At 40.3% G+C, this 13,367-nt stretch carries 9 protein-coding genes; 4 read left to right on the top strand and 5 right to left on the bottom strand.

Annotated elements, in window-relative coordinates:
• Nucleotides 1–73 precede the first annotated feature (73 nt).
• Together EDD67_RS11495 and EDD67_RS11490 are read right to left on the bottom strand one after the other, a co-directional pair.
• Nucleotides 74–1,504: an aldehyde dehydrogenase family protein gene (locus EDD67_RS11495; protein WP_121440146.1), complete on the bottom strand. Its 1,431-nt coding sequence runs from the start codon at nucleotides 1,502–1,504 to the stop codon at nucleotides 74–76.
• Nucleotides 1,505–1,642: 138 nt separating this feature from the next.
• Entirely contained in the window at nucleotides 1,643–2,374 is a 732-nt protein-coding gene (locus EDD67_RS11490; RefSeq protein ID WP_121440145.1) for a hypothetical protein, read from the bottom strand.
• Between the two features lie 1,061 nt (nucleotides 2,375–3,435).
• Between EDD67_RS11490 and EDD67_RS11485 the strand changes: the two genes are divergently transcribed.
• From EDD67_RS11485 to EDD67_RS11475, 3 genes are all read left to right on the top strand, one after another.
• Nucleotides 3,436–5,076 carry an ATP-dependent nuclease gene (locus EDD67_RS11485; protein WP_242006034.1) on the top strand — a complete coding sequence of 547 codons (1,641 nt, stop codon included), beginning with the start codon at nucleotides 3,436–3,438 and terminating at the stop codon, nucleotides 5,074–5,076.
• On the top strand, nucleotides 5,063–6,130 hold the full coding sequence (locus EDD67_RS11480; RefSeq protein ID WP_121440143.1) for a UvrD-helicase domain-containing protein: 1,068 nt from the start codon (nucleotides 5,063–5,065) through the stop codon (nucleotides 6,128–6,130). The genes EDD67_RS11485 and EDD67_RS11480 overlap by 14 nt, the downstream gene beginning before the upstream one ends.
• 279 nt (nucleotides 6,131–6,409) lie before the next feature.
• Nucleotides 6,410–7,309, top strand: a complete 900-nt coding sequence (locus EDD67_RS11475) for an HNH endonuclease (RefSeq protein WP_121440142.1) — start codon at nucleotides 6,410–6,412, stop codon at nucleotides 7,307–7,309.
• A 707-nt stretch (nucleotides 7,310–8,016) separates the two neighbouring features.
• Here EDD67_RS11475 and EDD67_RS13990 read toward each other — a convergent pair.
• Nucleotides 8,017–8,391 carry a hypothetical protein gene (locus tag EDD67_RS13990; RefSeq protein WP_121440141.1) on the bottom strand — a complete coding sequence of 125 codons (375 nt, stop codon included), beginning with the start codon at nucleotides 8,389–8,391 and terminating at the stop codon, nucleotides 8,017–8,019.
• A gap of 243 nt (nucleotides 8,392–8,634) precedes the next feature.
• Between EDD67_RS13990 and EDD67_RS11465 the strand changes: the two genes are divergently transcribed.
• Nucleotides 8,635–9,918, top strand: a complete 1,284-nt coding sequence (locus tag EDD67_RS11465; protein WP_121440140.1) for a flavin monoamine oxidase family protein — start codon at nucleotides 8,635–8,637, stop codon at nucleotides 9,916–9,918.
• Between the two features lie 159 nt (nucleotides 9,919–10,077).
• Here EDD67_RS11465 and EDD67_RS11460 read toward each other — a convergent pair whose 3' ends face one another.
• Nucleotides 10,078–11,127: a 5-methylcytosine restriction system specificity protein McrC gene (locus EDD67_RS11460; RefSeq protein WP_123875842.1), complete on the bottom strand. Its 1,050-nt coding sequence runs from the start codon at nucleotides 11,125–11,127 to the stop codon at nucleotides 10,078–10,080.
• Nucleotides 11,128–11,132: 5 nt separating this feature from the next.
• Entirely contained in the window at nucleotides 11,133–13,280 is a 2,148-nt protein-coding gene (locus EDD67_RS11455; RefSeq protein ID WP_158638229.1) for an AAA family ATPase, read from the bottom strand.
• Between the last annotated feature and the right edge of the window lie 87 nt (nucleotides 13,281–13,367).

The following is a 13,367-nucleotide window of genomic DNA, read 5'->3' as shown; positions in this document are numbered from 1 at the left end:
ATGATTGCCATTTACATTAAAAAAGTCCGTATAGGCACGGACACCTACACGGACGCTATTTTCATTATTTTCATCAGGAACCACCCGGCATGCCGTGAACGGATTTGATTTCGAGGTATTCTTCGATCCCGTAATCGCCCCATTCCCGGCCGACGCCAGATTGTTTGTACCCTCCGAACGGGCCGTTGAAATCTGTTTTCGTGTCATTGATTTTAATGCGGCCGGAGCGGATATTCGCAGCTGCGTACCGGAGTTTTTCCGGATCGTTTCCGACGATGTATCCGGCGAGGCCGTAAATCGTATCGTTTGCGAGTTCAAGCGCGTGATCCAAGTCTTCGTAAGTCAATATCGTTGTCACCGGGCCGAAGATTTCTTCCTGGGCGATGACGGTGTCGTTGGAGACATCAGTGAATACCGTCGGCTTTGCATAATAACCGGTTTCCAGTCCTTCCGGCTTGCCGGTGCCGCCTGTGAGGAGCGTCGCTTCTTCTTTGCCTTTTTCGATATAGGACTGCACCGTATCCCATTGATCTTTCGAGACGAGCGGTCCGGTCGCAATCCCGTCCTTTTGCGGATCGCCGACCGGAAATTCCTTTAAGGCGTCAACGATCGCTTCTTCAAACGACGCTTTCATCGCTTGCGGAATGAGAACCCGCGTGGCGGCTGAGCATACCTGTCCGGAATTATTCATGATGTGGGATGCGGCCGTTTTTGCCGCTTTGTTTACATCAGCATCGTCAAGCACAAGAAGCGGGGACTTGCCGCCGAGTTCCAACGCGACGCGCTTAATCGTTTCAGCGCCGTTTTGCATAATTTTCTTGCCTGTTTCGCCCGAGCCTGTGAAGGAGACGAAATCAATATCCGGGTGCTTGCTCAAGCGGTCGCCGACAACGGACCCGGAGCCGGTCACGAGGTTAAAGGCGCCGTCCGGCAAGCCGGATTCATCAATAATTTCTGCCAAGATCATCGCGGCAAATGGAGTCATCGACGCCGGGTTTAAAATCACCGGGCTTCCTGCTGCGATCGCGCTGGCAATTTTCGTCGACGTCTGGTTTGTCGGGAAGTTCCACGGCGTAATCAATGCGCTTACCCCGACCGATTCTTTTAAGACCGTGTGACCGCCGCGGTCTTCTTGAAACGAAAAATGTTCCAGCGACTCAGCGGCCTGCTTGAAATGGCCGAGCCCCATCTGATAATGCACCTGTTCCGAAATCGAGAGCGGTGAACCTAATTCCTCGGTCATGACTTGAATCAGTTCATCTTTTCGCGCTTCATAACCAGCGACGATTTGTTTCAGCCATTGGATCCGCTCGGCTTTCGTCGAATTCGCCAACGCCGGAAACGCCGCCTTCGCCGCAGCGACCGCCTTGTCCGTATCAGCGACGGTGCCCGCGCTGATTTTGCCCATCACTTCTTCCGTTGCCGGGTTAATCACATCGAGCGTTGCCGAATCCGTCGACTCGACCCACTCGCCGTTAATATACTGCTTCACTTGCTGACGCATGAAAATCGCTCCTTTTTATCATGATCTATATGCTGATCTCGATTTGTAACAATGATCGGATAACCTACGCGTTCCCTGCCTGCTTCTTTCTAAAACTGTACGTAAAAAACACCCCGCTGCGGAGGTGTTTGAAATGTTCTATTTGCGGCCGGATTTCGGATCGGCAATCGGCAACGCTTTTAAGAACGCTTGCAGGCGTTTGGACAGCGGCTTAAACGCGGTGTACGTCACACCGCCGGAGGTGAAGGCGCCCATGACAGGGACGGCTTTACTGAGGCCTCTTGCAAAAATATGTTTCGACATTTTATAGCCGAGCGTTGTGGCCACCTTCGCAATTACCGGGTAAAGCACCGCGGTCGGCAGCTGCGGACGCTCCGCTTCACTATCTCTGTCACTGATCAGCTGGCTGACCGCTTCCTCAGCGGATTTCACACCGAACATGACTCCTAAAAACAACGTCAGCTGCTCCAGCGATTCTTCATCAAACTCGCCGTCATCAGATGCGATTTCTTCCCAGCCGTACAGGTAAATCAGTTTTTGCTGCAAACGAATCACATGGCTGAAGTACTGCACAAGGTCGGCCGGCAGGGTCCCCGCAATCGCAAAACCGCCCGGCGCCCCGGCTGCTGCGGAGATCGCAGTCACCCTTCTCGTTTCCGTTCGGATCGCCGCTTTCGCGATCTTATTAATCGTCTTTAGCGGTATCCCCGCGTCCGCAGGCGTCGACGCGACAGCTGTCTCCACTTGCTGCGGCTTCACGTGACGCTTAAGCGCCTCGCGCAAAAAAGCCTCCCGCTTCAACCGCACTCCCGGTAACTTCATCGCTGACCTCATCACCGCATAATAATAATCGTCCGGTTTAATATTCAATGGCTCTAGATCACTCCTTATATTTTTTTATTTATATCCCATTTATTTAAGTCCAAGGCGGATCATCTCTCTAACCAGTATAGCCATTAATTTCCCTTGTTAAATGTTCGATAAACTTTGCGAAATTCTGCAGGAAGTTGCAATCATAAAATTACCAATATCCTCGCTGCGATCAAAATGTTATTCATCTCTAGTTAGAGCATATTCAATTTTTCACTACAAGCTATAGTATGCCTCTCATCTCTGATACAATTAAATTATTTAACTTGTAAATATTCACACTGATTTTAGTCACAAAGACAACAGAAGCTAAGTATCCTTGGATTGAATAATAACGAGGATCACCCAAGAATTTTTCACTGACTAATCAAACTCATACGATGCAATTGAGTATTTGTTCGGAAATGTCGTTGCAACCTCTCGAACGTTCAAGTGGAGGAACTTAACCTTTCCGAACGGGATAAAGAGTGATTTTTTAGCATTAAAAGAATTCGTAAATGTGTACTTTTATGAACGTTTTTTATATCTATTTGGTTAATTTTATGTTACAAATTAATGGAATATTATTCAAATAATTATAAAGATAACAATGAGGAGTTGAAGAAGAATAGGATCTACAATCGATATATGATGATTTCGACAAAAAGATTCTTTTTTATTAAAAGGAATTGTTGATAATCAAGAGTATATTAATGATATACAAAATGATAGTAATCTATTTTTCAATAATGCTGAGTATTTCAGAAAAACGGGTAGAAAAATAAGAGTGACCTATCCGGTGATGCTCTAGAAGGATATTTTATAAAAGGGCAGACGGAAAAGAATAATTTTTTAAATATAAAAAAGGACAAGTTGACGCTTATGACAAGGAATATCTAGCTAAAATATATCGAGAAATGAAACATGTTTATATCTGCAGCTTTTTTTATATTACAATCGAAGAATTCCAAGATAATAAAATTCCGAAAGAAATAATTGAAGTATTTGAAAATGAGTTTAAGGATAGAAAAATCGCTGTATTTCACGGTGTACAAGATTTATTAGATTGAGGAGAGTGAATTATGATAGAAAGAATAATTATTAAGAACTACAAGCACTTTCAATATTTAGATTTACATGTAAAAGAAGACATGAATATCTTAATCGGAGATAACGGTACTGGTAAGTCCACGATATTTGAAGCCATTCATTTAGCTTTAACAGGAGTTATTAGAAACCGTCCTGTTTATCAGGAAATCAATCCTTTTTTTTTTAATAAGTGTATAACAAATGATTTTATAGGTAATGCTCAAAAGTGTAGAGAAGATCAATTAGAGCATGTTCCGCCTTCTCCACCTAGTATACATATTGAGTTATATTTAACTAATACTACCGATCAAGATTTAAATAAATTTAGAGGCTCTGAAAACATGGAAAGTAAAGATTGTATAGGTCTTAGTTTTAATATAGAGTTCGACAAAAAATATGAAGACGAATATGAAGAATATATTCAAAATGAAGAAATTTCTCTAATTCCTACTGAATTTTATATGATGGAATGGAAAACGTTTGGTGGTCATATTATTACACCTAGAGCTATACCTTTTAAATCGTATTTAATTGATTCCAATGGAAGTGCTTTTAGTAATCTTCCGCAAAAGCATTTTATGGGAATTATTGATAATACTTTAGATAAAAAACAACGAGCTAATCTGGCAGTTTTGTACCGAGAGTATAAAGAGCAATTTTCTAGACATGAAGAAGTAATAAAGTTAAATGACAGCCTAAATGAAAAAAAACAAGGTTCATTCAGTCAAGATGATCCCAAAAAGTTGGCTCTCTCTTTAGATGTTAGCCGAAACACTAGTTGGGAAACAGCTGTAAATGCTTACATCGATAATATTCCTTTTGAAAATATCGGAACTGGTGCTCAAAATATGCTTAAAACTATTTATGCTGTTCAAAATCGAAAAGAAAAGCAAACAATACTATTGATGGAAGAACCGGAAAATCATTTGTCTTTCACAAACATGCGTCAATTAGTAACCCGTTTATCTGAGTTGTCAGAAGGTCAACAAGTTTTTGTATCTACTCACGATTCTTATATATTAAATAAATTACATTTAGATAATCTCATACTTCTTAGCTCAACAGAGAATAGCGCAATGGATCAATTATCTGAAGATACAGTTAGTTATTTTCAAAAATTACCTAATTATAATACTTTAAGGTTCATCTTATCTAAAAAAGTTATATTAGTAGAAGGTCCAGCAGATGAGCTCATTGTTACGAAATGCTATATGGACAACAACGGAGGTAAAGTTCCACTAGATGATGGGATAGATATTTTTAGTGTAAATGGTCTTTCTTTTAAACGTTTTTTAGATATTGCAATACTTTTAGAAATAAAAACATTTGTAGTCACTGACAATGATGGAAATTACGAAGATAATATTGAGCAGAAGTACAAAGGTTACAAAGATCATTCCTTTATCCATATTTGTTCTGATAGTAATTATAGATTAAAGACCTTAGAACCTCAGTTTTTATATAAGGGCTCTAACTTTGAAAAGTTGAAAAATATATTAAATAGAAGTGAAAGTTCTATAGAGGAGTTGGAAAAATATATGGAGACAAATAAGACTGATTGGGCATTAAGTGTTTTTCTAGACACCACAGAAAAATTTGAATATCCAGAGTATATTATTGATGCAATACGTTAAAAGAATTATTCAGGCTGGAGCTGGTACAGGAAAAACTTCTTTATTAATAAAGGAAGCTTTAAATTTGAAATCTGAAGGGAAGGTTCTTTACTTAACTTACACGAGAAACAATTTAAAATCTATGAAGAACGATATAGCTAGTAAACCCGGAGGGCTTTCTGAAAGTATAGAGTGTAGAACATGGATAGAATTTCTTTTTAATGAGATGGCCAAGCCTTATAGAAAAATGGTTAAAATGCCGCTCATAGAAGGATTAGACGATACTCTTGAAAGTAAAATACCCAAAAGGAAGGGACTTACTTCTAACAGTAAAGGATATTATATAAATAGAAATAATCATTTGTATTCCGAAAGATTAGCTCAATTCGTAGATGTGATCAATAAGATAATTAACGGACGTATCTATAATAGAATTGAGAAAATTTATAGTACTGTATTGATCGATGAAGTGCAAGATTTAAATGGATATGATTTAGAAATAATCAGAAATATTTACAATTTATCTTGTAATGTAATTATTGTGGGAGATCATAGACAATCGACATATTCAACAAATACAAGTAGAAAGCATTCTATTTATAAAAATGATAAAATATTTAACTTTTTTATCAAAGAAATGGGAATAGAACATTTAGAGCAACTTGAGGTTTGCTATAGGTGTAACCAAGAAATCTGTGACTTTGTAAATGCATTATATGATGATTTAAAATTAATAGAAGATCCTCATAGAGAGCGACAAGAAGATGAAGGGATCGTCAAATTGAATAACCAGCAAGAGTTACTTAACTATACAAAAAATTATAGTCCAACAATTTTATATTATAATGTTAAGACATTAAACAAGTTAGAAAAGCTAGGAGTACCACGTTATTTAGAACAGGTAACGTTTGGAAAAGCTAAAGGGATTACCAGGCAGCACGTCCTCATATTTCCAACTAAAGATATGAAAAACAAAATGTACGATTGGTCGGTTGATTTAAAAGGTCAAACATTGGCTAAGTTCTATGTTGCTATGACACGAGCAAGGTATTCGGTCGCGATTTATCTTGGGTAAATATACAATTTTATATTTTTTCGATGCACTGTATATAAAGGTGGCTGCAAGATAGCATTTCTAAAAAAGATGTTCGGAAGGAACACCTTAACAAAGATAACATCAATACGTTCTCTGAAGAAGGTAAAACAAGAAAATTAAAAGAATTCAAGTTGAAATAGTATATGTACTTTAAAGCTGTCTTGGAATTGGACTATCAGAACAAGCTAGCTTTCGACTTCTCTGAAAAATAATTGTAAACAAGTAGTTCTCTTAATATTCAGAAAGGAATGAATTTAAATGAACGAAAACTTCTTATACAACCAAATCTATGAATATGCTTACCCTATACATGGAACACCGCCTCCCAAAGTATTTTTAGGAAATTCTGAAGATAAGCAATGTATTTTTTGTAATAGAGTTACTAGTGAAGTTACTTTCAGAAAAATTGCTCACGTAGTACCAGCAGCGTTAGGTAATAGAAGTCTTTTTAATCATAATGAATGTGATGAATGTAATGAACTAATATTTAGCAAATATGAAAATGACCTTGTTAACTACCTTCAATTAGAACGAATTTTTATGAGAGGTAGACCACGAAAAGGTTCTCCCAAATATAAGCCTAGTGGTGATGAATCATTTATTGCCAGTAACTTTGGGTCAAATCAAGTAAGTATTTTTTTAGAAGAAGAGGAAAAGATTTTTGAATTATTGGATGAAGATGAGCAGTCAAAAACATACACTTTGAAGTGTAACAATCTTCCTACCTATAATCCTGTGGGAATTTGCAAAGCTTTAGTTCACATGGGATTTTCTGTTATCGAAGAAAACATGAGAAATAAATTCACTTATTTATATGAATGGCTGAAAGGTAATAATTCTATTTTACCGATGTATTTAGATATGGTATATATTCCAGGCGGAGGAATGGCTCATGTTATTCTAGAGGTATGGGAAAATAAATCATCTGATGCATTAGATTTTCCACTTGTAATAAGATTTACTTACGGTCATAAGTTAATTACATTGTATGTACCTGCAAATGGAGAAGTAGAAACAAAGCCATCTCATTTCAATTACATTATTCATGGTCCTGAAAACATTACACAAATTGAAGGCAATCGTTGGACTATATCTTCTGATAAGGCTATTCGGCCCGATGATGTTACTTTTAACATCTCATATACTCATAAAGAATAACCTCGTATTTAATAATTACTTAATATTATGACTTTATTTATGCAGTGTTAGTAAAAAATATATAATGATCCGATATTTGGATTTATAAAGCCGAATTCATCTTCGGTAAGGGGATCCAGCTTTAAATGATTGGAGAGCTACAAAATAAAGTCTGATTTCATGACAAATTTGTAAGCTATTCTTTTATCGGGGCTCTTCAGAAAAATGCGGATTTGCAACGTTATACCACTTTTATTGGAGGTTACCTTTAATAGGGTTACTACTGCATGAGTTAACATAATCCCGATTATCAGAAGTAATGCATATTCAAACATTTTCCGGATATCCCCTTAATAATCAAATAACCTATGTCCACAATTTCTGTACTCACAATAGATACTATAATTTTCCCAACATGCAGCAAAGTCAAAGGAGTCTTAGCATGTTGTGACTGCTGGACTAAAGTAGACTTTTTTTTGCTCGATAAATTTGATCACTTTTTACCAACAAATTCAATCTTTCCAACACTCAATAAGTAATTGTTGCAATGTGTTCCACAAGCAGAGTATTATCAAAATACCGGTGGAATTTTTTTGCTAAAAAACATAATGTGTTATTTTCAATTGTTTGTTTACTAAGCTGCATCTCTAATAAAAAGCACTCAGCACACCTCACTTCAGCTGAGTGCTTTTTACTTTCGCTCAGAACTTTTCTTCAAAATTTTATCATCAATAATAAACAGGGTTATTCGCTCCGATCATCGCACCGATTAATACGCCAAAGAGACCGGCAGCGACGCCGACAATCATCAGTACTGTCCCGTGAGTATCTTCGCCTTTCTTTTTCACCATGTATCCCATAATTACGGACAATGCTGCGAATAATATCGGTACTAGCAATAAAGAAAATGCGACTGAAATCCAGCCGATTAATTTAATCGTCATTGTGTTAGATGCTGTGGGAGTGCTTGCAGTGATGTTGGCTGTTTGATTACTGACGATTGGCTCGTTCGTGTTCGCTTGTTGTTGGGTGCTCGTTCCGCAAGACGGACAAAACTTTGGGTTGTTCGTTAATTTATTCCCGCAATTGGCGAAAAAAATCATCGTGACCGCCCTTGCGTTATACATTAATAGAATTCGTATTCATACTCTCAATAACATCCATTCTTCAAATTTAGTAAAACTCCTGTTTCATTCATTCCCATGTATCGTCAATGCAATCTTAAAACAATTATTTCAGCGATTTACTGATTGTGATAAGAGGGTATAAGATGTATGACCCGATGTCTTCAACTAGAACGAACTCAGATTCGAGCAAAGTACATTGCACTGGAGTGAGCAACCCCTATGAACAACCATTATGATGTCATTGTCGTCGGCGCCGGTCTTGCTGGGCTGTCTGCGGCCAATCGCCTGAAGGAAAAAGGATACAGTTATAACGTGATTGAAGCTTCGTCAAGGACCGGGGGCAAAGTCCAGTCGGTGCAGCGTCCAAAGAGCGGCCGTTCGTTTGAACTCGGAGCGCAATTTATCAATCCTGATATGACAGAGCTCATGAAATGGATTGAACGTGCCGGAATGCAGCTGACGGAAACCGCTACGCCGGCAGATGCTGTCAGTATGATTTATCCGGCCAAAGAATTAAGTTCTGAAGCGATCGACGAGCATGAAGAGGAATTAGCTGACTGGCGGACAGATCTTCAAGGTGACGATTTGCGGCTGAGTGATCTCATTTCTCGCCTCTCGCTGACAGATACCGAAAAGCAAGCGGTCGCGAGCAGCTATGCCGAACTGATCAATCTCCCTCTCGATCAGGCCAGTGCCCGGGGCGTGATCGAGCTGATGACGCGCTACACTTCCGAACTGGAAGACAGCCATCAGTTAAACGCTCCGCTAGCTGACTTAATTCAGTATATGACAAATACCATTTCGGAGCAGATCTGTTACGACGAAGCGATTGTTAATATCGAGGAGACCGCTTCCGGCTATCGCGCCGTGTCAGATAACCATTCTTACGAAGCCGACACCGTCATTATGGCTGTCCCTCCCGCTGTTGCCAGCAAGCTGACATACAGCCCTGCACTGGAAAACCGGTATCGCCAGGCGCTCAACAGTTATCTTAACGGGTCGATCATCAAAACGACTTGGGTGTATGATGACCCTTTTTGGTATGATTACAACCTTAACGGCGACAAAGAAGCGATCATGGATGTCGTCTATACCGATCCATCCGGGGTGACTGTCGTTGATTCGTCTAAGCAAGGCGACGGATACCGGCTCACCATGTTTATCGGAGCCGATGCTGCAATAGACATCGCAAAGCAAAGCAGCCGTGAGCAAATGGAGACTGCGCTAAACTTACTGGAGAACGTCTTTGGCTCCCCGGCCCGAGCCTTTAAAGATGCCGAACAAAGCGTTTGGGTCGACGAGCCATTTTGCGGCGGCGGCTACGGCGCAGCCGTTAAATACGGCGGGATTCCGGATGCAGCAGAGATCTTGCGCACCCCGCACGGGCCATTTGCCTTTGCTGCGAGCGAACTGGCCGAACAGTTTCCCAATCATATGGAAGGCGCGATCCGTGCCGGTCAAGCCGCGGTTGAACAAGTCATCAAGCTAAAAAATCAACAATAAATACTAATTTTTATTGCGCGACCTGCGACGTAATCAGTTATTGTATGAGGAATGTTAACGAAGCGAAATAAGCCTATCAGATCAGCTTTTGATTTGATAGGCTTTTACATATTTAAGCTAAGTTTATGAGTCAGCGCTTTATACATTGAATAGCCTTGCTTATGTGATCAAACCTTTTAACCGCGCCGAAATCACGTCCCACTCCGCATTCAAATTCAAAGTTCGGATCGAGACGGTTTGCTCGCGCAGTGAGTAATCGGCATTGATTTCCTCCTCGATTGTCGGATAGAGCAGCATTCCGTTTACTTCACCGGGAAAATCACTTTGCTGCATGTAGGTAAGCAGTTGGTACAAGTGGTTGGAACGGAGCTTCTCCGTTTCCGAGCGGTAGCCGGTCAACAGTGTTTCTGCGTAATACTTTGCGTCAATAATCAGCTGTGTCTCAGTCAGTTTATTTTCAACGACAATGTCTGATTGCATCCGCGGCAGCAAGCGTTCTTCTTTCAGACTTACTCGCTCATCTAACTGCCAGCTGAATTGCGGCGCATGAACCTTATAGTGCTTTTTGTTTAAGTGATAGTGATAGAAGTTCAGAATAAATTTTTCATACAGCTTCGCCATCTGCCCGTCACGGACAAAGTCTGAAAAGGTGTATGCTTGGTTTTCTTCTGTTGTCAGCGAGCGTTCGACAATGAGCTGACTGATGTGCAGCAGCATGCGGTAATAATGATTGTTTCGGTTGTAACGGATCGACGTGAAGACTGTTTTCGTCAGGCGGATGTCTGCAACGTCAGAAAACGCATAACGCAGCTTTTTCAGCTGATGTTTCAGCTTGTCATCCACCGCGTAGGTTTTTAAAAGCAGCGTCAGCGTCGCTTTGACGATCTGATTTAAGAGGATGTCTTCCGAGAATTCATCGTACTCGCAGATCATTTGCCGTTTCGTCAGCGTCCGCTGTTTGACCGATTCCGTCACATTGATTTTTCCTTTCAGCGTGGAAACGGCCGCTTGTTCTTCAATGTAATAGCGATGCAAGCCGCGTTTGATAATATTTTTCGTCCCGTTGATATAGATACGGGCGAATAAGTTGTAAATGTTATCGAATTTTTCACTGCCTGCCAAGACGCGGTCTGATTGATCGAGTTCGTTCCACGCATAACAAAGCATCGCATAAATATTTTTCACAGGGATCTTATCAGCATGGCTCATCGCGATCACCTTAAGAGTTCCTGGATTTTCTGCTCGGCTTTTTCTTCTTCATCAAACCAATATTCCTTGATTAAGGGGGCGATTTCATACTGAATGATCTCGTCGTACCAATCTTCGGAATCGTTGTAATCGGTAAAGTAACTGTGTCCGATGCGAAAACCTGGCCCGAGATTGACATCTTGGCTGATTTCTTCATTCAGCCGGCCGATGCGCCAGTTGATTTTTTCAATCATCTCTTCCTGGGCACCTTGTTCGCGCAAGTGATTGGCAAAGCTCTCTGTCTCAAACGCCGGTTCTAATTCGTAAAAGCTGAAGCGTCGGCGCAGGGCGTAATCGATGATCGCCAAACTGCGGTCAGCGGTATTCATCATTCCGATTAAATAGACATTTTCCGGGACAGAAAACGGCTCGTTCGTGTACGTCAACTTCAGTTCGTCGCCGCGTTTGTCGCCTTCAATCAGCATCATTAGTTCACCGAAGATCTTGCTTAAATTGCCGCGGTTAATTTCATCAATAATGAAATAATAGCTCTGCTCCGGATCATCTGCTGCCATTTTGCAAAACTGGTAAAACGGTCCCTCTTGCAAGACAAATCCGTTCTCATTCGGGCGATAGCCCATAATAAAATCTTCGTACGCGTAACTTTGGTGAAACTGAATCATCATTATCCGCGATTCATCTTTCTCACCCATCTGTGAATAGGCGAGCCGCTTCGCCGCAAATGTCTTGCCGACACCGGGTGCGCCTTGCAATATCAAATTCTTTTTTCGATCCAGTAACGCCGTGATCGTATTGTACGAAGCTTCAGAAATAAAGACTTCGGCGAGGAAATCTTCTTTCGAATACGAATTTATCTCTTCTGAACCTTCGTCGCCGTAAGGTGTTTTTTCTTCAGCCAGGTTCGAATGATATTGAGTCAGTTCGATAGATTCTTGCCAAGCTTTAAACGAGAGATCCGGGTAAGAATCAGACGGGAACTCCTCTTCTTCAAACTTATCATTCAAAAAGTCGATCAGCCGCAAATAGTCCTCCCCGGTAATCGTTTTATTTTTTTTATGAACTGGCACTTCAATCTTTAGTTTATTTTCTAACGCATCTTTTGTACGAGAATCGAGCGGCAGATAATCCCAAGGTCTAATCCAATACAAACCGAATGTGATATTCCATTTAATACTGCTTTGTGTAATTACACGATTAAAATATTCGATAAACTGATTTCTGTTCTCTTCTGAATCTTTTTTGGTAAGTAAAATCGCGGATTCAAATACTTCCCAAAGATTATCAATATCAGATGGTTCGGGATCACTAGTAAAAAAACGCGATGCCATGTTACTGACCACCGGAATACCTTCGAATTGTGTCGGGATTGTTTCCTCAAGGCCGAGAAATTCATTGAGAACGGAAATGATTTTTATACGGTTCTCATCCGTGTACCCTTTATTAAACAACGCATAAAATGTGAACGGGCAAATATCATCAAGTAGAACGCTCTCACCCTCAGCATTTTGAGTTAACAATGGATTGCGTAGATCGAGTTTTTCAAAGGCGGTATTCATCTTTTCAAGCAGTTCTTGGCGCCGGTCTTTATAACTTAAGAGCGCATTCGCCATCTCTTCATAAAACGTTGTCCAAAGAAACATGTTCGGATCTTCATACCTGTACTTCCAATAAGGTTCATCTAAAAATTGTTCGATCATTTGTTCTTCTTGATTAAAAGCGAAGTCAATTAAATTTCTCCTCATCCACGTATGTTGATCAATATTTTTTCTTGTTACCTTCCACACATTTTTCATATTGGTGAAAAAATACCATTCTTTTAAAGTTGAAAAAGGTTCGTCCCAATCGACAAACACTCTTTTTCCGTCTTGCGGGTTTTCTTTGATTACACCGGTGACTTTAATTTTCATCGTTGAGACTAGGCGATTTTGGTCTCCAAACGATAAGCCTTTGCTTTTCGTGTATGTAGATTTGATCGCGATTTTGTCGCCGGGTTGCATCGATTTAACCTCATCATGATATTTTTCATCATGGCCGTTTTCCCAGATACCTTCCTGTAAGAAACGCTCAGTTTGATCCTCACCATCGAAGTGAGACCCGACAAACCAAGCAACTTCAGTCTCTGTTTTGGGATTTTGCGCAGTTGTTTCAGTCATCATTGACCCGTCCTTTCGAAAACTTCATATTTAAATCTTTATCAATTCATCTGTCGCTATTTTAACTTACACGCTCCCGAAAAAATC

Origin of the sequence: Salisediminibacterium halotolerans, assembly GCF_003814815.1 — a bacterium.
Lineage (GTDB): Bacteria > Bacillota > Bacilli > Bacillales > Salisediminibacteriaceae > Salisediminibacterium > Salisediminibacterium halotolerans.
Note: the sequence above shows the minus strand (reverse complement) of the source record. Positions and strands in the feature narration are given on the sequence as shown.

Bases quoted from the DNA above. Each gene is read 5' to 3' on its own strand.
- EDD67_RS11495 (WP_121440146.1), bottom strand. From the start codon at position 1,504: ATGCGTCAGCAAGTGAAGCAGTATATTAACGGCGAGTGGGTCGAGTCG.
- EDD67_RS11485 (WP_242006034.1), top strand. From the start codon at position 3,436: ATGATAGAAAGAATAATTATTAAGAACTACAAGCACTTTCAATATTTA.
- EDD67_RS11480 (WP_121440143.1), top strand. From the start codon at position 5,063: ATGCAATACGTTAAAAGAATTATTCAGGCTGGAGCTGGTACAGGAAAA.
- EDD67_RS11475 (WP_121440142.1), top strand. From the start codon at position 6,410: ATGAACGAAAACTTCTTATACAACCAAATCTATGAATATGCTTACCCT.
- EDD67_RS13990 (WP_121440141.1), bottom strand. From the start codon at position 8,391: ATGATTTTTTTCGCCAATTGCGGGAATAAATTAACGAACAACCCAAAG.
- EDD67_RS11465 (WP_121440140.1), top strand. From the start codon at position 8,635: ATGAACAACCATTATGATGTCATTGTCGTCGGCGCCGGTCTTGCTGGG.
- EDD67_RS11460 (WP_123875842.1), bottom strand. From the start codon at position 11,127: ATGAGCCATGCTGATAAGATCCCTGTGAAAAATATTTATGCGATGCTT.
- EDD67_RS11455 (WP_158638229.1), bottom strand. From the start codon at position 13,280: ATGACTGAAACAACTGCGCAAAATCCCAAAACAGAGACTGAAGTTGCT.